Genomic DNA, 17,951 nt, shown 5'->3' on the forward strand with positions numbered 1-17,951 from the left:
CCATGCCCTCCGAAAGCTCAGGCGTTGGCGTGTTCGGCCAGGATGCCGTCCATCTGGTCCACGGCGCCCTTGAGGCCCTCTTCCATGCCCATGGCCACCATCTGTTCCATCTGCTCCTCCGACTCAAACTTCGAGTGGATCGTCATCCGGGTCCGCCCGCCGACATCCTCAAGGGTCACCTCGGCATGGGTGATGCCGAGATCGCCGGTGGGGTTGCCGTCGTCATCCGCAAAACCGTCATCGAACTCAAGCTGGCGCGGCGCGTCAATGGCGGTGAATTCCCACCAGCCACGCGATTTTTGCCCCTCCGGGCCGGTCATGTAGTAACTCGCGCGTCCGCCGCGGACAAAATCGAGCTTCTCAAACGTCGCTGGCCAGGTGGGCGGCCCCCACCAGCGTTCCAGTTGCCGCGGGTCTTCCCACAGGTTCCAGACGCGGTCGACGGCGGCGTCAAACTCCGCGACGAGGGTGAGGCAGAGTGCCTCGGGGTTTTTGTCCATACTGATGACTGTCATGGCTGTGCCGTCCTAGTTTTCAGCGAGAATGTCAGCAATCCGGCCGGCGCGTTGCCGCCAGATCATTTCGTATTCGTCGAGCAGCAGACGGGCTTTCTGCAGGCCTTCACGGCTGCCCCGCACCAACTGCTCCCTTCCGCGCTTTTCCTTGCTCACCAGGTTCGCGCGCTCCAGCACCGCCACATGCTTCTGGACTGCGGCGAAGCTCATGGCATAGAGATCAGCGAGGCCGGACACCGAGTACCCAGCCACCGTCACCCGCCGGACAATGTCACGTCGGGTGGGGTCTGCGAGCGCTTGGAACAGGCGGTCGAGTTCTGTTTCAGGGAGCTGATCTACAACCATTTGGTTGTACGATATTCCCATCCCGCGGAGGAGTCAACAGTTTCAGGAATCGAAGTGCGTCTCAATTGAGGTTCCGGACAGCTGCTCAATGAGCTCGCGGGCCACGTCCCGCAACTTGCGGTTGCGGTTGCTGGAAACCTTGGTGAGGATGTCCATGGCCTCAGCCTGCGAGCAGCGGTTCTGCGCCATGATCACCCCGCACGCCAGATTGATGGCGGTCCTGCTCTCCAGGGCCGCCTCCAGGTCCTCCGCCCTGCTCTGCGCGGAAGTGATCCGCACGGATAGCCGAAGCGTGTTCTGCGCGGCGCCCGCGAAACCCACGGCCTGCTCGTAGACATCTGCGGTGAAGACGCCGGGCCTGCCGGCAAAGAAGTTCAAGGCGGCACTGGCATCCGGACCGATCTCCAGCGGCACGCCCAAAGTGCTGTGGACATCGTTCTCCGCGAGCTGCCGGTTGTAGGCGGGCCACCGCGGATCCCTGCTGACGTCGTCGATGATCACCGGGGACATTTCCCGCAGCGCCCTGATGCACGGACCGTCGCCAAGGGCCTGCTCCACGTGGTCAAGGTCCAGTGCGCGCTGGCTGCTGCCTGCCGCCGTCGCGGGTTTGCGTTTGGCCTTGAGGGTTACAGCGCATTCGATGTGGTCACCGGCGGTTTCCGAGACCGCGGCTGCCGCCATCCCGGAGAGACCGGACAGGAAATCCATCGCGTTTTCCGCGCCCACCAGAATTTCCTGAAGCTGGTGGACGGGCCCGCGTTCGGTTGATGTCGGCATGCGGCCATCCTACTGGCCCCGCCGTGTATCGCATGGCCCGGCAGGGGCGTAGTGTCGATAGCAGGAGACTTCGGGATAGCGACAGGATCCGGGGGTTGACTGTCCGGGCCGCCCCGCACCCAAGAGCGGCGGCCACCAGCCACCCGCAGGGCGGCGTTTGGGAAGTAGGGCCGAATGGCCATAAACATTGCAATGACCCCCGCCTCGTCGACCAGCAACAGGGCGGCCCCCGTGGAGCGTGACCGGCAGTGAACACCCGCGACGCGGAAACTGACCTGACCATGCAGGAAATGGTGCTGGCGAACCCGGACATCCGGAGTTTCCTCACCGAACTGGCCACGCTCGCCTCCGGGCGGCTCTCCTCTCCGGGCAGCCCCGTCCACAGCGGGGTCACGGTGCTGCGGCGAAAGCGGCCGGAAGCCGTCGCCGCCAGTGACATCACCGCCCGGGCCCTGGATGAGCTGCAGAACGGATTCGGCGACGGGCCGTGCCTCACCGCCCTGCGGACCAGGTCCACGGTACTGGTTCCTGACCTCGCCGCCGAAGAACGATGGCGGGCATACATCCGCGCCGCCGCCAGCAACGGCGTGGCCTCGATCCTCGCCGTTCCCCTGGATCTGGCGGGGGAGGCCGACGCCGTCCTGAACCTTTACGCCCCGTCCCGCCACAGCTTCCCCAGCGACAGCATCGCCACGGTAGAAGCGTTTGCGGAACAAGCGGCGGGCGCGCTGCGGCTGTCCCTTCGGATTTCCCAACTCAGCGAGGCGAAGGAGGACCTGACGGCGGCGCTGCAGTCGCGGACAATGATCGACACGGCCATCGGGGTGATCATGGCGGAAAACCGGTGCAGCCGGGACACCGCGTTCAGCATCCTGACCAGGGCCTCCAGCACCCGCAACGTCAAAGTGCGGGACTTGGCCGCCACAGTGATCGCTTCGGTGTCGGGTGAGCAAAAGATTGACACACACTTCGACGAATAACCCGCCGACCGTCCCGCACCCAGGAGCATCCACGCGGGGAAAGTCAGCGGCGCTCAGGCGCCACGGGTGTGCCGTTGACGCCCGATCCGGCCCTGCCCTCGCTCCAGTACCCGCGGAATTCGCCGTTCCTGGTGTCCACGCCAAACCCGGACATCACCCGCCGGAGGGTGCGGACCGTTGCGGCCTCGGCGCCGACCCATGCGTATCCGGGCGGCCGCCCGCCGTCTGCAATTGCCTGCTGCAATGCCTGCCGTACGGCCCCGACCAGCCGCTCTCCGCGAACTGGTCCGCCGCCCCGATGCAGCCATGTGACCTGGATGCGGCCCGGCGTCGACAGCGGCTGGATGTCCATCGCTGCCGGGACCTCGAGGAACGCATGGCCGCGGACATGCGCGGGCACGGACTCCAGGATGGAGCAGATGGCGGGTGTTGCCGTTTCGTCACCGGCAAGGAGCACACGCCCGGCGGTGCCGGGGCGCCAGTTAATGCCCGCTTCGGGCAGCGGCGTGGCCGGCGTAATGGCTTCGGCGTCGGGCCCAACGAACCACACCGGCTGACCCACGACGGCGGCGGCCGCCCACGATGATCCGGGTCCGGCCGGGGTGCCATCCCTGGCGCGGAGGACAACGTCGACGTCGATCTCCCGGGCCGCGCCTGCCTGCCTCAGCGCGCGCACGGTGTAGCTGCGGATGTGGCCGCGGCCGGGCAGGTCCCGCCGGAGCCAGTCCTGGTACCAGCCGGCGTGGAGGGTACCGTCCGGGCCACCGGGCAGGAACAGCGGTCCGGGCTCGGACGGCGCATGCCCCGGGGAGGGCAGGAGAAGCTTGATGCGGAGGTCCCGGGTGGGCCCGGGGACGCCGAAACGGGCCAGCTGCGGGCCGGCGAACGTGATGCGGCGGAAGTGCGGGCCCAGGTCCCGCACTTCCGACACGGCAGCCCCGAATACCCGCACCGGGTGCAGGGAGACGGGGACCGGCCGAATAGCTAGGCTCACTACGGCAACTGCGGGTCCACGCCGTAGTGCTTGGCGAGATCCGTGATCACGGAGTGGGCGCCCTGGATGCTGACGGAGGCCAGGAAGGTTGCATCGTCCACCTCGATGACGTCGCCTTCAAGCTTCTTCCACAGCGGGTTGGACTGGAACTTGGCCTGCTGCGCGCGCGCTTCTTCGCCTTCGGGTCCCTCCGGGGTGAAGGCGCTGACCATGACAAGGCCGGCGTCGCCCTGCAGGATCTGCTCAGCGGACAGTGGAACGAAGATCTTTTCCTGGGTGTCCGGCGCGCCCTCGGGGCGGGGGATGTTCATGTCCGTCATGATCTCGCCGATGAACGAGTTGGAGGAGTACAGCCGTGCGGTGTCGCCGCCGGTGAAGCGGACCAGGGAGTACGTAGCGTCCGGGTTCTTGGCGAGGATCTCGGCACCGACCTTTGCGGCGCGCTCCTCATAGGCCTTGACCAGGTCCTGGGCCTTTTCCTTCTTGCCCATCGCCTCGCCGAGGAAAACGACATTTTCCTTCCAAGTGGGGCCGGTGCTCTCAGAGAAGATGGTGGGCGCGATCTTGGACAGCTGCGAGTACAGGGCCTCGTGGCGCACCTTGGCGGAGACGATCAGGTCCGGTTCGAGTTCAAGGATCTTTTCCAGGTTCGGCTCGGCCAGCGTGCCCACGTTCACGGAGTCCTTGGTGGCCTCGGCAACGTCGCCGAGGTACGGCGCGAACGGCGCCTTGGGGTCCTGGCGGTACTGGACATAGCCCACCAGGTCAGCCTCGAGCAGCAGGGCTGCATCGATGTAGCTGGGGTCCAGCGCCACGACACGCTTCGGCACTGATTCGAGGGTGGTGGAGCCCATGGTGTGCTGCATGGTCAGCGGGAAGCCGGCGGTCTCGGAGGGAGCACTGGCGTCGCCGGTGGATGCGGCCGGGGCGCCGCAGGCCGCGGTGGCCAGGAGGGCCAGGCCGGCGGCGGCAGCTGTGAGGTGCCGGGTGATGCGAAGTTTCACGGTTATGCCTTCATACAAGGAACGGGGATGCGACGCATAAGGTTAGCCTTACCTGCGTCTGCCGTAGACTGTAGCAGTACTTTTGTGATTAGCTCACAAACGCGTGACGTAATAGAGAGACTCTGAGTGAAGACCCTGACCACCGCAGCCGTGCCGGCAGCAGCCCTGGCGTTGGCCGTGGCAGTGGTGCTCAGCGTTTGTTTCGGAGGCCAGCCGTCCACGCTGGCCGACGTCTGGCACGCCGTGTTCACTCCCACGGGCAGCGTCATGGATGTCACCATCCGCGAACTCCGCTGGCCCCGGACCGTGCTGGGAATCTGCGCCGGCATTTGCCTGGGTCTGGCTGGAACCCTGGTGCAGGGGCATACCCGCAACCCGGTGGCGGACCCTGGCCTGCTTGGCATCAATCAGGGTGCGGCGCTGGCCATCGTGGCCGCCACCGCTGTGGCCGGCGAAATCTCCCCGCTGGGCCAGTCTTTCCTGGCCTTCGCCGGAGCCTTCGCTGCAAGCGTGTTGGTGTTCCTCATCGGCTCCGCTGCCCGCTACGGCGCCACTCCGGTAACGCTGGTCCTGGCGGGCGCTGCGGTCACCGCGCTGTGCTCCGGCATAGTGTCGGGCATAGTGCTGCTGAACGACCAGGCGCTGGACACACTCCGGTTCTGGCAGGTGGGCTCGCTGGCTGGCCGTTCCGGAGTCCTGGAACTGGTGTGGCCGTTCATCGTGGCCGGCGTAATGCTGGCTGTCGCCAACATCCGCGCCCTGAATGCTTTGGCCCTGGGTGCCGATACCGCCGTTTCGCTGGGCATTTCCGTGTTCCGGGCCCGGGCCATGGGCATCGGCGCCATCACGCTGCTGGCCGGCACCGCCGTCACGCTCGCCGGGCCCATCGCGTTCGCCGGACTCCTGGTCCCCCACATCACGCGGGCCATCACTGGGCCGGACTACAGGTGGCTGATACCGCTTTCTCTGGTCACCGGCGCCAGCATTGTGCTCCTGGCCGACACAGCCGGGCGGTTGATCGCACGGCCGGGTGAGTTGTCTGTGGCCGTGGTCCTGGCCGTCGTCGGGGCCCCCTTCTTCGTCTACCTCGCCCGGCGACGGAGGCTGGCCACGCTGTGACACTTCTCCAGCAGGCTCCCCCGCGCCAGGAATCCCGTCCCGTCACGGGCCTCAGGGCCTTACGCGCCGGGCCCGTCTCCATCCGGTTCAATCTCCGCGCCCTGGTGGTGGGCGCCCTCCTCGCTGTGGGCACCGTCGCCGCAATGGCCCTGCATGTGGCTTTCGGCGGCACCCCCTTGGCCTACCCCGATGTACTGCGCGCCCTGCTCGGCGATGACTCGATCCCCCGCGTCTACCTGGCCGTCACGGAATTCCGCGCGCCCCGGATGGTCGCAGCCGTCGTCGTCGGGGCCTGCCTGGCCGCGGCAGGGGCCATTACCCAGACCGTTGGGCGGAACCCGCTGGCGAGTCCGGACCTCCTGGGGGTGACCGCCGGGGCCTCGCTCGGCGCCGTCACCGTCCTCGTGATTTCCGACGGCGGCCATGCCGGGCTGAGCGGGTTCGCCGCCACCGTGGGGATGCCGTCAGCGGCGTTCGGCGCCGGGATCATCAGCGGCGTGGCGGTGTACCTGCTGGCCTACCGGCGGGGGCTGGACAGCTACCGACTGGTCCTGGCCGGGCTGGGGATCTCGGGGCTGGCCGCAAGCCTGACCACCTGGATCCTGACCCTGGGTGATGTCACCAGCGCCGCCCAGGCGCTCACGTGGATGATGGGCTCGCTGAACGGGAAGGACTGGGAAACCGTCCAACCCATGGCGGGCGCCGCCGTCGTACTTCTCCTGGCGGCGATGTGCTGCGGGCGTTGGCTGCTGCTGGGAAGCCTGGGCGAAGACACCGCCGTCGGACTGGGAGCGCGCATTGGCGCTGTGCGACTGGTGGTGCTCACGCTGGCCGTGCTGCTGGCGTCCGTGGCCACGGTGACTGCCGGGCCGGTGGCGTTCGTGGCGCTGGCCAGCCCCCGCATTGCCCGCGCACTGGCCGGAACCGTGATACCGCCCGTCGGGGTATCCGCGCTGGTGGGAGCCATCTTTGTGCTGCTGGCAGACCTGTTGTCGGCTAACCTGCTGAGCGCTCCCCTCCCGGTGGGTGTGGCCACGGCCGTGGTGGGCGCGCCCTTCCTGATCCACCTGATCCTGAAATACCAGCGGAGGCTGAGTTGAGCACCCCCACCGTCCAGCAGGCGGGCCTCGAAGCCCGGAATCTCAGCCTCGGCTACGAAGGCAAGACGATCATCGAAAGTCTGTCCCTGGCCGTGCCGAACACCCATGTCACCTCGGTCATCGGCCCGAATGGGTGCGGCAAGTCCACGCTGCTGCGCGGCCTGGGCCGGCTCCTGGCGCCTCAGTCCGGTGACGTTTTCCTCGACGGGACGCCGCTGCGGCGGCAGTCCACCCGGCATGTAGCCACGCGGGTCAGCGTGCTGCCGCAGACGCCCAGAGCTCCGTCCGGGCTGACCGTCGCGGACCTGGTGTCCCGCGGGCGGCATCCCCGGCAGAAGTGGTACCAGCAGTTTTCCACCTCCGACGAGTCCGCCGTGGAGTGGGCGCTGGCGGCCACCGACATCCTGGAACTGGCGGACATGCCGCTTGAGGACCTGTCCGGCGGGCAGCGGCAGCGGGCCTGGATTTCCATGACGCTCGCGCAGGAAACCGGGATCCTGCTGTTGGACGAACCCACCACCTACCTGGACCTGGCACACCAGGTGGACCTGCTGGAACTGGTGCGCACCCTTAACCGCGAGCACGGGCGGACCGTGGTGATGGTGCTGCACGACATCTCACTGGCGGCCCGGTACTCGGACCACATCGTGGCCATGAAGGACGGGCGCATCGTGGCCCAGGGGTCGCCCGCGGAGGTGATCACGCCGGAACGCCTGCTGGACGTGTTCGGCCTGGCGGCCCGCGTGGTGCCCGAGCCCACCGAGGGACGCCCGCACGTGATCCCGCTGGGGACCGTGGACACCCTGCCGGCGGATGCGTGACGCCGCGGCTGCGTGCTGGCACACTGGGCGAATGAGTCTTTCCCCGTCCCGGCGGCCGGGCATCCGCGCTGCGATGTTCGTCGATTTCGACAATGTCTATACCGGCCTGCTGGCGTTGGATCCGGTGGCCGCCAAGCGCTTCGCGGAGGATCCCAAGCACTGGGCGGATGCCCTGTCCGCGGGCGGGACTGCAGAGAACTCGCGCCGCTTCCTGGTGCGGAACTGCTACCTGAACCCCGTGGTCTATTCGAAGTACCGGGCATACTGGACCCGGGCCGGGTTCAGGGTGATCGACTGCCCGTCGCTGACGCAGCAGGGCAAGAGCAGCACGGACATCAACCTGGTGCTCGACGCGATGGATGCGCTGTCCGGCAGCGTCGGGATCGAAGAGTTCTTCATCGCCTCCGCCGACGCCGACTTCACCTCGCTGATCCAGCGCTTCCGGGCCGCGGACCGCATGACCACAGTGATCGCCGCGGGCCCGGTGGCCTTTGCCTACCGGGAAATGGCGGACAGCGTGGTGGAATCGCACGACTTCATCGCAATCCTCAACCAATCCACGGCGGAGCCCATCCGCGCGGTCAGCACGAACGGTACGGCTCCGGTCAACGGCCCGGCAGCCCCGAAGGGCAGGCCGCTCAGCCCCGCGGTCAAAGAGGTCACCGCCCTGATCCGCAGCGCCGCCGGTCCCGTAGTTGGCGCGATGGTGGCGCACCGGGCGTTGGCCGCGGACCCTTCCCTGAAGTCCGACTGGGGCGGCCACGGGAAGTTCGGCACGTGGGTCGCGCAGCTGGGCAAAGGCATCGAATACTCCCCGGCCCGCGGCGGCTGGGTCTGGGACGCTAAGCGTTTTTCGAGCGCCGACCTGCCGCAGGACACCGAGCCGGAGCCGGGGATCGAGGAGCAGGTGGCCCGGGTGACGGACGTGCCGTCGCTTTCCACGGCCCAGTTCCGGCAGATGTTCATCGCGCTGGAGAATCGCCTCCGCGAACACCCCGTGAACCGCAATGAACTGGCCAAGCAAGTCCGCGACGATTGCGTGAGCGCAGGCCAGCCGGTGTCCCGGGCAGCCGTGAACTTCGTCATCCAGGGGCTGGGTTACGCGCATTTCGAGCTCACCGACACGTCCACCGCAGCTCAGCTCGCCACGGCCTGGACCCACAACGTGGAGGAACTCTGCCGGGTGGCGCTGATGGAGTTCGATGACGACGAACGGCGGGCGCTGCGGCGTTGGGCAAGCGGCGGGTTCCTGGAGTCCTGAGGCGCCGTCCCATCGAGGGGTACCGTGTGGAGTGGATCACACGTGATGCGATTCACTCGCAATAATGTTGTGGCCACCCCGTCCGTTGGGCACTATGGAGGAGCAGGGCGGGGTTGACTCCGGCCCTCCACATCTGGTGACGCAACGAAGCCCACCGGTGACCCCCGGGCCGCCGACGCCTCCGCGCGTTCACGAGCAGGCCACCTCCGGCACAGTCCGGACCGACATGGAAGTACAAAACAATGACGTTTGAAACTGCCCACTCCGTAACGCTCAAGATCTGGGACCGCGCGAACATGCACCACACGCTGGACGCCATGATCGAGGACCTTTCGGCCCGCCACAACACCACCAAGTGCCGCATCGCCGTCACCTGCAGCGGCCCCAACACCTTCACCCTGAGCCTCCGCGGCTCGGAGCTCGCCAGCGCTTAGCAGGCAGCAAAGCACGCCACATCTCGGGAGGGCGTACGACGGCGGGACGTCCCGCCGTCGTACGCCCTCCTTGTGCTTCCGTCACCTTGCCGCCGCGAGCGGGTGGGCCGGGTGCTGGACCATCCTTCAGCGGGGATCAAGCAGGGACACGGTTTCCATGAACTCCGGGACGCGGGCGCGCCGGCCCAGTTCGTGCTTGATACGGAGCCGAAGAGCATCAGACGCGTCCGGCTCGCCATGGGTGATATAAGTCATGGACGGCGCTTCAGGGACAGATTGCATCCACTGGATCAACTCGTTGGAATCGGCATGGGCTGAGAGCCCTTCCATCTGGATGACCTCAGCCTGGATCCCGACGTCCTCGCCGTAAACGCGGACATGTTTCCCTCCAGCGGCCAGGTACGCTCCCCTGGTTCCGCCGGCCTGGTAGCCGCTAAGGATGATGGCGTTGCGGCGGTCGGGCCCGTAGGCCGCAAGATGGTGGAGGATCCGGCCTCCGGTGAGCATGCCGCTTGCGGAAATAATAATCATGGGCCCGCCGCGCAGGTTGAGCAGCTTGGAGTCATCCGGGCTTCGGACCGGCTGGGCCACTTTATACATCGCTTCGAACTCATGCTGCTCGATCCGGTGCTCTTCGCGGTGGCGCCGGTACATGTCAGAAGCGTCGATGGCCATGGGGCTGTTCAGGTATATGGGGATGGCCGGGATGGCGCCCTTGGCCAATAGTCGCGACAGATGCAACAGAACGGTTTCAGCCCGGCCCACAGCGAAGGCCGCGATCATGATGACGCCCTGCCGCTTAGCGACCCGTGTGATGATCTCACCCAACTCAGTTTCGGGACTTCCTGCCGGGTGGGTCCGGTTGCCGTAGGTGGACTCGGTGACCAGGACGTTCGCCGGTTCCAGCCCCCGCGGTGGGTACATAAGCGGGTCATTGTCGCGGCCGAGGTCACCGGTGAAGTGGACGGTCCGGCCGCCCACCTTGAGCCGGACCTGGGCAGCGCCAAGAATATGCCCGGCGGGAACAAAGGACACTTCAATTCCTCCGGCCGTCTGGAACGGCGAATCGAAGTCCTGGGCCCTGAAGCTGTTGAGCGACCGCACGGCGTCTTCGGCTGTGTAGAGCGGCACCGCTGGATGGTGCACCGAGGATCCCCGCTGGTTGGCGTAACGGGCTTCTTCTTCCTGGAGGTACCCGCTGTCGGGAAGGAGCAGCTTGCACAGTTCAGTTGTTCCAGCCGTCGCATACACAGGGCCCCGGAAGCCGTCCCGGACCAGCGCCGGTATGTAGCCGGTATGGTCCAGATGCGCGTGCGTGAGGACAACCGCATCAAGGCTTGCGGGGTTGACATGGAGCGGCATGCGGTTGCGTTCGCGGAGTTGTTTATACCCTTGGAAAAGCCCGCAGTCCACCAGGACCCGGCGGTCCTGGGAACGGACAAGGTAGCGCGAGCCCGTCACGGTATCTGTTGCACCAAGAAACTGCAGCGTTGGAGGATGCTGTTCCCTCACATCTGCTCCTTTGTAAGGGCGGGGGCGTCCTTCCAGTAGATACCGTGTCCGTCAGCGCACAACAGGGACAAAAGACCCGTCCCCGCCGGCTGAAGGATCCGCTGTGGACGGACCGTAGGGCTCCAGCCGTTCAGAACCTGCTTAAACACAGAACCTGCAGGTACCTTCGCGATCTCGCTAAGAGACGGCTCGGACATTCTCATGTCCTGAACAACCCGGCGTCATCTGATGGTTACCTGCAGGCGCTTCAAGTCTACGCCTGGAGACCGGGCAGCGGCAGGTGCTGCAGGAGAAGCTCCGGCCGCCTGAAGCGTGCCGCCCATGCCTCCGCACGTAAACTGTGTGACCATGACGCTGCACTCCCCCGCCCGGTTCCCCGCTGCACTGGCCCCGGCGGCGATGGTGTCAGCCTCGGGGTTCCTGCTGTTCGCGCGGCAGGACCGGCTCTCCGGCTTCATCCTGCTGGCCTGCGCCCTGGGCCTTGCCGCGTTGGTGGGGCGGCGGCTGCTGATCGACCTGGCGCTGGTGGCGGTGGGCCTGACGGCGATGAGCCTGGTACCGATCACTACGGACATCAGCACCGGGCACATGATCGAGATGGGGACGGCAATGGTGCTCGCCGTGGGGATCCCCTATGCCGTCTCGCGGTTTGTGACCAAGGACCACGCCATCCGGTTTCCCATCCGGACCGGGCAGCCGTGGACGCGGGCGGAAAAGTGGTACCTGCCGGCGGTCCTGGTGATCGGCTACGCGCTCATGCCCGTGTACATGATCCGGACCGGCGTGTACATGAACTGGCCGGCGGTGAGTGACGCCGAGGGGATTGGCCGGCTGTTCCTGGGCACCAACGTGCTGGGCATCTGGGACGAACTGTTCTTCATCTGCACCGCATTCACCCTGCTCCGTCGCCACCTTCCCGACTGGCAGGCGAACCTGCTGCAGGCCGTCCTCTTTACGTCCTTCCTGTGGGAGCTCGGGTTCCACAGCTGGGCGCCGTTCTTTATCTTCCCCTTTGCCCTGCTGCAGGCGCGGCTCTTTACCATCACCAGGTCGCTGTCCTACATCGTCAGCGTGCACCTCCTGTTCGACTTCGTCCTGTTCCTGGTACTGGTCCACGCGCACAACCGCGAGTGGATCGACATCTTCATCTATTGAGCCGGACTCACCTGGTTTCCTTTGTGCGGCGCTCCGCAGCTCACACGAGTTAGGTAGACTGCAGCGAAGCAGACTTACCATCAGAAGGACCCGCCCATGAACCGCAAGGCCACCGCCCTGGACGTCGCCAAGCTCGCCGGCGTTTCGCGCAGCGCCGTGTCCCTGGTGCTTAACGGCCGCGGGGACGGCAATGTCGCCCCGGAGAGCCAGCAGCGCATCCGGGAGGCCGCCGCCGCCCTGAACTACTCGCCGAACAAGATTGCGCTCAGCCTGCGCAACCAACAGTCGCGCATCATCGGCATCGTCTCGGACCAGGTGGTCACCAGCCCGTTCGACGGCAACATCATCGCCGGGGCGGACGCGGTGGCCCGGGAGCACGGCTTCGTCACGGTAGTGATGGACACCGAGCTGGACGAGGCCCGGGACGAAAGCGCTGTGGAGACCCTCCTGGACCGGCAGGTGGACGGGCTTATGTATGTCACGGTGGGCCTGCGGCCGCTGCACGTTCCGGTGAACATGGCCCGCGTTCCTTCCATCCTGGCCAACTGTTTCGACGACCGTGAAGGCGCGGGACTGCCCGCCGTGATTCCCGACGAGGTCCGCGGCGGGCGCGAGGCGGCAGAACACGTTATGTCACTGGGCCACCGGGACATCGCGTTCCTGGCCGGCGACTCCCTGACCCCCGCGGCACCGCGCCGGATCGAGGGCCACCGGGAGGCCTTCCGGCGTGCCGGACTGCCCGTCGGCGAAAACCGGATCCTGCAGGTGGGCTGGGATATCGACGCCGGATTCCACGGCACCATGAAGCTGCTGGACGGCGTGGACCCTGCACATCGCCCCACCGCCATCCTCTGCGCCAACGATCGCCTGGCCGTCGGCGTGGTCCTGGCCTGCTACCGGCTGGGTCTGGACGTGCCGCAGGACATTTCGGTCATGGGCTACGACGACGAGTTCCGGGTGGCCAAGTCCATGGTTCCGGCACTGAGCACCATGGCCCTGCCGCTGCGCGAGATGGGCGCGGCCGCGATGACCGCGCTGCTCGCGGACGTCGGGCGCGCCCGGGATTCCACACACGACGGCGGCGCCCCAGCTGCTGGGTCAGCCCCCGGTACCAGCCGCGAGAGCATGGTCCCGTGCCGCCTGGTGGTACGCGACTCCACCGGGCCGCTGCCAGCCGGACGCTGACGCAGGGTTAGGGTCCGGCCAGCCGCGCCGGCGAAACTATGACGGCGCGTGGCCCAGCTGCCAGGCGTGGGCAGCGGTTCCTGCCGCGAGCCGCAATTCCCACCGTTCCCCCGGAGCAGGGTAAGCGCGGAGTGTGGTGGCGACATTCCCTGTCCGGAATACTTCCACCAGGGACGCGTCGATGAAGATACGCAGTTCTTCACCTGCCGCAACCGCGCCACTGAAAACCACCTGCTCGGCAGCGGCACCCACCAGCACAAGCTCGACAGCGGCATCCCCCTGCCCTGAACCGGCCGGCACCGAAGTAGCTGCCACCAATGCCTCCGCGTGAGCCGGAAGGACCATGGTTCCGGCAGCACCGCGGGCCACTTCCGCTCCGCGGTACGCGTCCAGTTCCGGAGCGGCACGCACGGCGAGCCTGCCGTCCACTACCGAGAGTTCGCGCGGGAAGGTCAGGATCCCGGCCCACCCGGCTGCATCGACTTCGTCCTGCGTGCGGCCGCGGCGGCCGTCACGGCTCGGCCCTTCGTTGGCCCAGCCCCACAGCAGCGCCCGGTCCTCGAGGGCCACCACCTGGGGTGCGTAGAAATCCCGGCCCAGGTCTGATTTTCCGCCGGAACGGGGCGCGAAGACTGGAAGTCCAGTGTCGGGGTCCTCGGTGAGTGAACCGATCAGGTGCCCTACGCCGTTGGCATGCTCGTGGCCGTCACCGGAGAGCCACAGGGAAAAGATCATCACCCAGGTGTCGTCCATGGCTCCGCGGGAAGCGTCCGGCACCCTGACCAATTGGGGGCACTCCCAGATCTCGGCCGGCGTATGCTGGCGGGCCATCGGGTGGTTCCCGGTGAACCAGATGCCCTGGTACTTCCAGTCGGACATGTCCTCCACGGAATACAGCAGGAGCGCCGCGTCGCCGTTGGCCAGGCCGGCGCCCTGCATGGCGTAGCGCTTGCCGTTGAAACGGAAGAGGAACGGGTCCCGTACGGCGGTGACATTGGGGTCATCAGGCATTCGCGCCGCCACGTGGCCGGTCTGTTCCCAGTGGACCAGGTCGGACGAACCGCGGGCGATGACCACCTCGGAGTGGCCCCCGTCGCCCCGGACACCCGAGTACGCGGCGGTGGGGACCCCGCCGTCGTCCGTTACTACGCCGGTCCAGCAGCCGAATTCGTCCGGCCCGCCAGGCTGGGGGCGGAGCGCTACGGGATGCTCGTCCCAGTGGACCAAGTCCGCCGAACTGACGTGGCCCCAAGCGATCCGATGGTGGCGGGCTGAGTCTGGGTTGTACTGGAAGAACACGTGATAGCGGCCGTTGACGAAGCTGACGCCGTTGGGATCGTTGATCCAGCCGTGGGCCGGTCGGGGGTGGAACCGCGGGAACGCGGGATCGGGGTGGGCTGCAGCGACGTCGGAGAAGCAGACGGCGGCGAGGTCCGGGGTGGGCATGTAGTGGCCTTTCAGGGAGGATGTCATTTGCCGGTGCCTGCGGTGAGGCCGGCCTGGAGTGCGCGCTGGCCGAACATGAAGACAACGAGGGCGGGAATCATCGACAGGACCACGCCCGCCAGTACCACGGAGATGCTGCCGGTGCCCAGGTTTCCCTGAAGCGAGACGAGGCCCAGCGGGAGCGTGAAGTTCTGCTCGGAGATGGTAAGGATGAGCGGTCGGAAGAACTCGTTCCAGTGGAAGTTGAATGCGAGGATCCCCACGATCGCCATGCCGGGGAAGGCCAGCGGGGCGTAGACGGAGCGGAAGGTCCGCCATGGCGAGGCGCCGTCGATGGACGCAGCCTCCGCGAGCTCGGCCGGGAGGCCCAGGAAGTACTGCCGCATCAGGAAGGTGCCGAACGCCGTCGGAATGGCCGGCAGGATCAGCGCAAGCAGCGTGTCCGAGAGGCCCATGCCGCGGATGAGCATGAAGACGGGCACGATGGTCACCTGGACCGGCACCATCATGGTGGCCAGCACGACGGAGAACAGTGCCCCGCGGCCGCGGAACTTCAGGTGCGCGAACGCGTAGCCTGCCAGGGCAGCGGAGACCATCTGGCCTGCTGCGATGAGTCCGGTCACCAGCGCGCTGTTGAGCACCAGCAAGAAGATATTCAGTTGCTTGAATACTTCGCCGTAGGACGTGAAATCAGGGTTCCAGGGGAAGAACGACGGCGGCAGCTTGAACGATTCCGACGGCGACCGCAGCGAGGTGGACAGGGTCCACAGCACGGGGCCGAGCGTCAAGGCTGCGGCGAGGAGCAGCAGCGCAATGCGCGCGGTAACGCTCCAGCTGAACTTCCGGCGGTTGGACGAGGTCTCCGGCAGACCACGGGACGGGTCAAGGGAAGCGCCGGAGGCGAGGCCGCTTTCTGTGGTGGTAGTCATGGCTGGCCTTACTGGTAGAAGACGAATCGTTTGCTGAGCCGGAACTGCGCGGCCGTGATGGCCATGATGATCAGCGTCAGAAGCACACCGATCGCGGACGCCTGGCCGAATTCAAGCCGTTGGAATGCCGACTCGAAGATCACCATGACGGCGGTGCGGGTGGAGTCGCCCGGCCCGCCGCGGGTCAGCACATAAGGCTGGTCGAAGACCTGCAGGGCGCTGATAATCGCCATGACCGAAGCCACGAGGGTGGTGGGGCTCAGGAGGGGAAGCGTGACATGGAGGTGCTTGCGCAGGCCGGTGGCGCCGTCGATAGAGGCCGCCTCATATGTCTCGACGGGAATGGATGCGAGGCCCCCGACGAACAGCAGGAACGAGAAGCCGAAGTTCTGCCACACGTACACAAGGATCACGACGGCGGCGGACCCGGCGGGGGTGGTGAGCCAGGGGACGGCAGGGATGCCCACCAGGGAGAGGAACCAGTTCACCACGCCGAACTGCTCGTTGAAGAGGTACCGCATGAAGATGGATACTGAAGCCGCCGAGAGGATCAGCGGGAAGAAGAAGGCCGAACGGAAGAACACCCGGAGCCAGGCCGGCATCTTTTCCTGCACCATGATGGCTAGAGCCAGGGCGAGGCCCAACTGGAGTGCCACCGCCACCACCACGAACGCGATGGTGTTCAGGAAGGACACCCGGACGGTGGGGTCTTGGACGACCTCCGCGAAGTTGTCGAACCCCACGAAGGACGGGGCCGAAATGATGTCCCAGCGGAAGAAGGCCAGCACCACCGAGGCCACGATGGGGACCAGGGTGAAGAGGGCCATGCCCAGGATGGTGGGGGCCAGGAAGACCCATGCCAGCCAACGTTGGCTGCGGCCGGGTCCGGCCGCGGTCGTAATCGTGCTCATGACTGCCTCCTCAGTGCCAGTTCAAGGTCGCGCTGCATGGATGCGAGGGCCTGCTTCAGCTGCCGTTCGTCGCCGCTGACGGCCAGCGATACGTTCTTCATGAGGGCCGTTTCCACCGCCGCTTGCTGGGGCGGGGCGGGGATGGGGCCCGTGGTGGGGAACCGGTCCAGGGTGTCGTAGAAGACCTTCCAGTGGGCGGGTCCCTTGCCGGCGTAAAGCTGCTCGTTCACCATCGAGCGGCGGGCCGGCGTGGTCACTGGGTTGGGGAAAATGAGCTCCATGGCTTCGCGGCTGGAGCTGAACTTGACCCATTCCCAGGCCGCGTCCTTGTCCTTGGCGGTTTTCATGATGGCGTAGCCGGCCGTGCCGAACTGGTGGCGCTGCGTCTTCCAGCGGGGGAAGAACTGGACGTCGTAATCCTTGGGGCCCATGCCGGCTTCGTGGAGTCCCTGCACCCAGTAGCCGCCGGCCGGCGTGGTGCCGATCCGGTTCGAGGCGAACAGGCCCACCAGGGAACTCCCGCCGCCTTCCTCCGGGCGGACACCGAGGCCGTCCTTGACCAGGCCGCGGAGGTAGTCGAAGGACTCGAAGACGCGGTCGTCGTCGGCGTTGGGTTCCAGCCACTGGTAGCCGCCGGAGCGGAGGCTGCGTGAGGGATCGCTGCCGTAGAAGCCGTCCCAGAGCCAGTCTCCGCCGGTGGACCGGGTCTCCTTGAGGAAGCTCGTGTCATTGGCGTAGAGCCACGGCACCACGCCGCCGAAGAGGCGGTTGGTCCAGTAGTACGGGGTGAAGTCGGCCGGCCGGGCCTTACGCATGGCGGCGAGGCTGTTGCGGAAGTCCAGGTGCGACCAGTCGTCCGCGGGGCGGTCCAGGCCCGCCTGCGCGAAGGCGGTGGTGTTGTAATACATGTTGGCGGCGTTCCAGTCCATCGGAAGCTGGTAGAGGCTGCCCTTGTACATGAAGGCCTCCACCAGGCTGGGGTGGACGTCGCTGAAGAACTCTGCCATGTCCGCAGCGTCGCGGCGCACGTATTCGTCCAGGGGGTGCGCGAGCTTTTCGGCGAAGAGCTGCGAGCCCTCCGTGGCCACGTAAACCACATCCGGCGGCGTCCCGGCGGCCACCATGGTGAGGATCTTGGTGAAGAAATCCTTCCAGTCCACGGCCTGGATGGCCTGGACTTTAACCTTGATGTCCGGGTGGATCCGGTTGAACGCTTCGATGGCACGCTGGCGGGCGGCGGCGTCCGCGGCGGTGCCCAAGATTGCGATGCTGAGGCTGTTGTCTCCCCGGCCCGGAATGTCTGCACCGGAAAGCCGCGGCCACGACGCCACGGATGCTCCGATGATTCCCGCGCCGAGGGCACTGAGGGCTGTCCGACGAGTGATCTCCCGCAGGCGCCCGGTGGTGGCTTCGGTCATGTCCAATTCCTTCCTAACACGTGTTAGGAACAGTAGAGCGGAGAC

The 17,951-nt window shown here is 66.6% G+C and carries 18 protein-coding genes; 8 read left to right on the forward strand and 10 right to left on the reverse strand.

Annotation, left to right across the window (positions count from 1 at the left end; translation table 11 throughout):
- Positions 1–17 precede the first annotated feature (17 nt).
- The 3 genes from ACIQC0_RS13155 to ACIQC0_RS13165 are packed head-to-tail and all read right to left on the reverse strand — an operon-like array spanning position 18 to position 1,637.
- Positions 18–515 carry an SRPBCC domain-containing protein gene (locus ACIQC0_RS13155; protein WP_377214306.1) on the reverse strand — a complete coding sequence of 166 codons (498 nt, stop codon included), beginning with the start codon at positions 513–515 and terminating at the stop codon, positions 18–20.
- Between the two features lie 12 nt (positions 516–527).
- Positions 528–860: an ArsR/SmtB family transcription factor gene (locus ACIQC0_RS13160; RefSeq protein ID WP_377214305.1), complete on the reverse strand. Its 333-nt coding sequence runs from the start codon at positions 858–860 to the stop codon at positions 528–530.
- A 42-nt stretch (positions 861–902) separates the two neighbouring features.
- Positions 903–1,637, reverse strand: coding sequence for a GAF and ANTAR domain-containing protein (locus ACIQC0_RS13165; protein WP_377214304.1), 735 nt, complete (start codon positions 1,635–1,637; stop codon positions 903–905).
- A gap of 248 nt (positions 1,638–1,885) precedes the next feature.
- On the opposite strand from ACIQC0_RS13165, the gene ACIQC0_RS13170 reads away from it, so the two are divergent.
- Positions 1,886–2,617, forward strand: coding sequence for a GAF and ANTAR domain-containing protein (locus tag ACIQC0_RS13170; RefSeq protein ID WP_377214303.1), 732 nt, complete (start codon positions 1,886–1,888; stop codon positions 2,615–2,617).
- Positions 2,618–2,660: 43 nt separating this feature from the next.
- On the opposite strand, the gene ACIQC0_RS13175 is transcribed toward ACIQC0_RS13170, so the two are convergent.
- Together ACIQC0_RS13175 and ACIQC0_RS13180 are read right to left on the reverse strand one after the other, a co-directional pair.
- The gene (locus ACIQC0_RS13175; protein ID WP_377214302.1) at positions 2,661–3,611 is read right to left on the reverse strand and encodes a siderophore-interacting protein; all 951 of its coding nucleotides are present in this window, start codon (positions 3,609–3,611) and stop codon (positions 2,661–2,663) included.
- Entirely contained in the window at positions 3,611–4,615 is a 1,005-nt protein-coding gene (locus ACIQC0_RS13180; protein WP_400535418.1) for an ABC transporter substrate-binding protein, read from the reverse strand. The genes ACIQC0_RS13175 and ACIQC0_RS13180 overlap by 1 nt, the downstream gene beginning before the upstream one ends.
- A 126-nt stretch (positions 4,616–4,741) precedes the next feature.
- Between ACIQC0_RS13180 and ACIQC0_RS13185 the strand changes: the two genes are divergently transcribed.
- From ACIQC0_RS13185 to ACIQC0_RS13205, 5 genes are all read left to right on the forward strand, one after another.
- A complete protein-coding gene (locus ACIQC0_RS13185; protein WP_400535420.1) occupies positions 4,742–5,734 on the forward strand; it encodes a FecCD family ABC transporter permease in 993 nt (330 codons plus the stop codon).
- Positions 5,731–6,834, forward strand: coding sequence for a FecCD family ABC transporter permease (locus tag ACIQC0_RS13190; protein ID WP_400535422.1), 1,104 nt, complete (start codon positions 5,731–5,733; stop codon positions 6,832–6,834). Before ACIQC0_RS13185 ends, ACIQC0_RS13190 begins: the two co-directional genes overlap by 4 nt.
- Positions 6,831–7,655 carry an ABC transporter ATP-binding protein gene (locus ACIQC0_RS13195; RefSeq protein ID WP_400535424.1) on the forward strand — a complete coding sequence of 275 codons (825 nt, stop codon included), beginning with the start codon at positions 6,831–6,833 and terminating at the stop codon, positions 7,653–7,655. The genes ACIQC0_RS13190 and ACIQC0_RS13195 overlap by 4 nt, the downstream gene beginning before the upstream one ends.
- 31 nt (positions 7,656–7,686) lie before the next feature.
- Positions 7,687–8,916, forward strand: a complete 1,230-nt coding sequence (locus ACIQC0_RS13200; protein WP_400535426.1) for an NYN domain-containing protein — start codon at positions 7,687–7,689, stop codon at positions 8,914–8,916.
- Between the two features lie 242 nt (positions 8,917–9,158).
- A complete protein-coding gene (locus ACIQC0_RS13205; RefSeq protein WP_400535428.1) occupies positions 9,159–9,350 on the forward strand; it encodes a hypothetical protein in 192 nt (63 codons plus the stop codon).
- Positions 9,351–9,476: 126 nt separating this feature from the next.
- Here ACIQC0_RS13205 and ACIQC0_RS13210 read toward each other — a convergent pair whose 3' ends face one another.
- Positions 9,477–10,862 carry an MBL fold metallo-hydrolase RNA specificity domain-containing protein gene (locus tag ACIQC0_RS13210; RefSeq protein WP_400535430.1) on the reverse strand — a complete coding sequence of 462 codons (1,386 nt, stop codon included), beginning with the start codon at positions 10,860–10,862 and terminating at the stop codon, positions 9,477–9,479.
- 348 nt (positions 10,863–11,210) lie between these two features.
- Here ACIQC0_RS13210 and ACIQC0_RS13215 point away from each other — a divergent pair, with 348 nt between their 5' ends.
- Both ACIQC0_RS13215 and ACIQC0_RS13220 read left to right on the forward strand, forming a co-directional pair.
- On the forward strand, positions 11,211–12,017 hold the full coding sequence (locus ACIQC0_RS13215; RefSeq protein ID WP_377214294.1) for a type II CAAX prenyl endopeptidase Rce1 family protein: 807 nt from the start codon (positions 11,211–11,213) through the stop codon (positions 12,015–12,017).
- Positions 12,018–12,113: 96 nt separating this feature from the next.
- On the forward strand, positions 12,114–13,202 hold the full coding sequence (locus tag ACIQC0_RS13220; protein WP_377214293.1) for a LacI family DNA-binding transcriptional regulator: 1,089 nt from the start codon (positions 12,114–12,116) through the stop codon (positions 13,200–13,202).
- Positions 13,203–13,238: 36 nt separating this feature from the next.
- Here the strand turns inward: ACIQC0_RS13220 and ACIQC0_RS13225 are convergent, their stop codons facing one another.
- Genes ACIQC0_RS13225 through ACIQC0_RS13240 form a run of 4 tightly spaced genes read right to left on the reverse strand, consistent with a single transcriptional unit; the run spans position 13,239 to position 17,906 of the window.
- A complete protein-coding gene (locus ACIQC0_RS13225) occupies positions 13,239–14,675 on the reverse strand; it encodes a glycoside hydrolase family 32 protein (protein WP_377214292.1) in 1,437 nt (478 codons plus the stop codon).
- Complete coding sequence (locus ACIQC0_RS13230) at positions 14,672–15,577, reverse strand: carbohydrate ABC transporter permease (RefSeq protein WP_377214291.1); 906 nt, start codon at positions 15,575–15,577, stop codon at positions 14,672–14,674. Before ACIQC0_RS13230 ends, ACIQC0_RS13225 begins: the two co-directional genes overlap by 4 nt.
- 8 nt (positions 15,578–15,585) lie before the next feature.
- On the reverse strand, positions 15,586–16,488 hold the full coding sequence (locus ACIQC0_RS13235; protein ID WP_377214290.1) for a carbohydrate ABC transporter permease: 903 nt from the start codon (positions 16,486–16,488) through the stop codon (positions 15,586–15,588).
- Entirely contained in the window at positions 16,485–17,906 is a 1,422-nt protein-coding gene (locus tag ACIQC0_RS13240; protein ID WP_377214289.1) for an extracellular solute-binding protein, read from the reverse strand. Before ACIQC0_RS13240 ends, ACIQC0_RS13235 begins: the two co-directional genes overlap by 4 nt.
- Between the last annotated feature and the right edge of the window lie 45 nt (positions 17,907–17,951).

Origin of the sequence: Pseudarthrobacter sp. NPDC092419, from assembly GCF_044755045.1 — a bacterium.
Lineage (GTDB): Bacteria > Actinomycetota > Actinomycetes > Actinomycetales > Micrococcaceae > Arthrobacter.

Excerpts from the sequence above, each read along its gene's own strand:
- ACIQC0_RS13155 (WP_377214306.1), bottom strand. The coding sequence starts at position 515 with ATGACAGTCATCAGTATGGACAAAAACCCCGAGGCACTCTGCCTCACC.
- ACIQC0_RS13160 (WP_377214305.1), bottom strand. The coding sequence starts at position 860 with ATGGTTGTAGATCAGCTCCCTGAAACAGAACTCGACCGCCTGTTCCAA.
- ACIQC0_RS13165 (WP_377214304.1), bottom strand. The coding sequence starts at position 1,637 with ATGCCGACATCAACCGAACGCGGGCCCGTCCACCAGCTTCAGGAAATT.
- ACIQC0_RS13200 (WP_400535426.1), top strand. The coding sequence starts at position 7,687 with ATGAGTCTTTCCCCGTCCCGGCGGCCGGGCATCCGCGCTGCGATGTTC.
- ACIQC0_RS13205 (WP_400535428.1), top strand. The coding sequence starts at position 9,159 with ATGACGTTTGAAACTGCCCACTCCGTAACGCTCAAGATCTGGGACCGC.
- ACIQC0_RS13215 (WP_377214294.1), top strand. The coding sequence starts at position 11,211 with ATGACGCTGCACTCCCCCGCCCGGTTCCCCGCTGCACTGGCCCCGGCG.
- ACIQC0_RS13220 (WP_377214293.1), top strand. The coding sequence starts at position 12,114 with ATGAACCGCAAGGCCACCGCCCTGGACGTCGCCAAGCTCGCCGGCGTT.
- ACIQC0_RS13225 (WP_377214292.1), bottom strand. The coding sequence starts at position 14,675 with ATGACATCCTCCCTGAAAGGCCACTACATGCCCACCCCGGACCTCGCC.
- ACIQC0_RS13230 (WP_377214291.1), bottom strand. The coding sequence starts at position 15,577 with ATGACTACCACCACAGAAAGCGGCCTCGCCTCCGGCGCTTCCCTTGAC.
- ACIQC0_RS13235 (WP_377214290.1), bottom strand. The coding sequence starts at position 16,488 with ATGAGCACGATTACGACCGCGGCCGGACCCGGCCGCAGCCAACGTTGG.
- ACIQC0_RS13240 (WP_377214289.1), bottom strand. The coding sequence starts at position 17,906 with ATGACCGAAGCCACCACCGGGCGCCTGCGGGAGATCACTCGTCGGACA.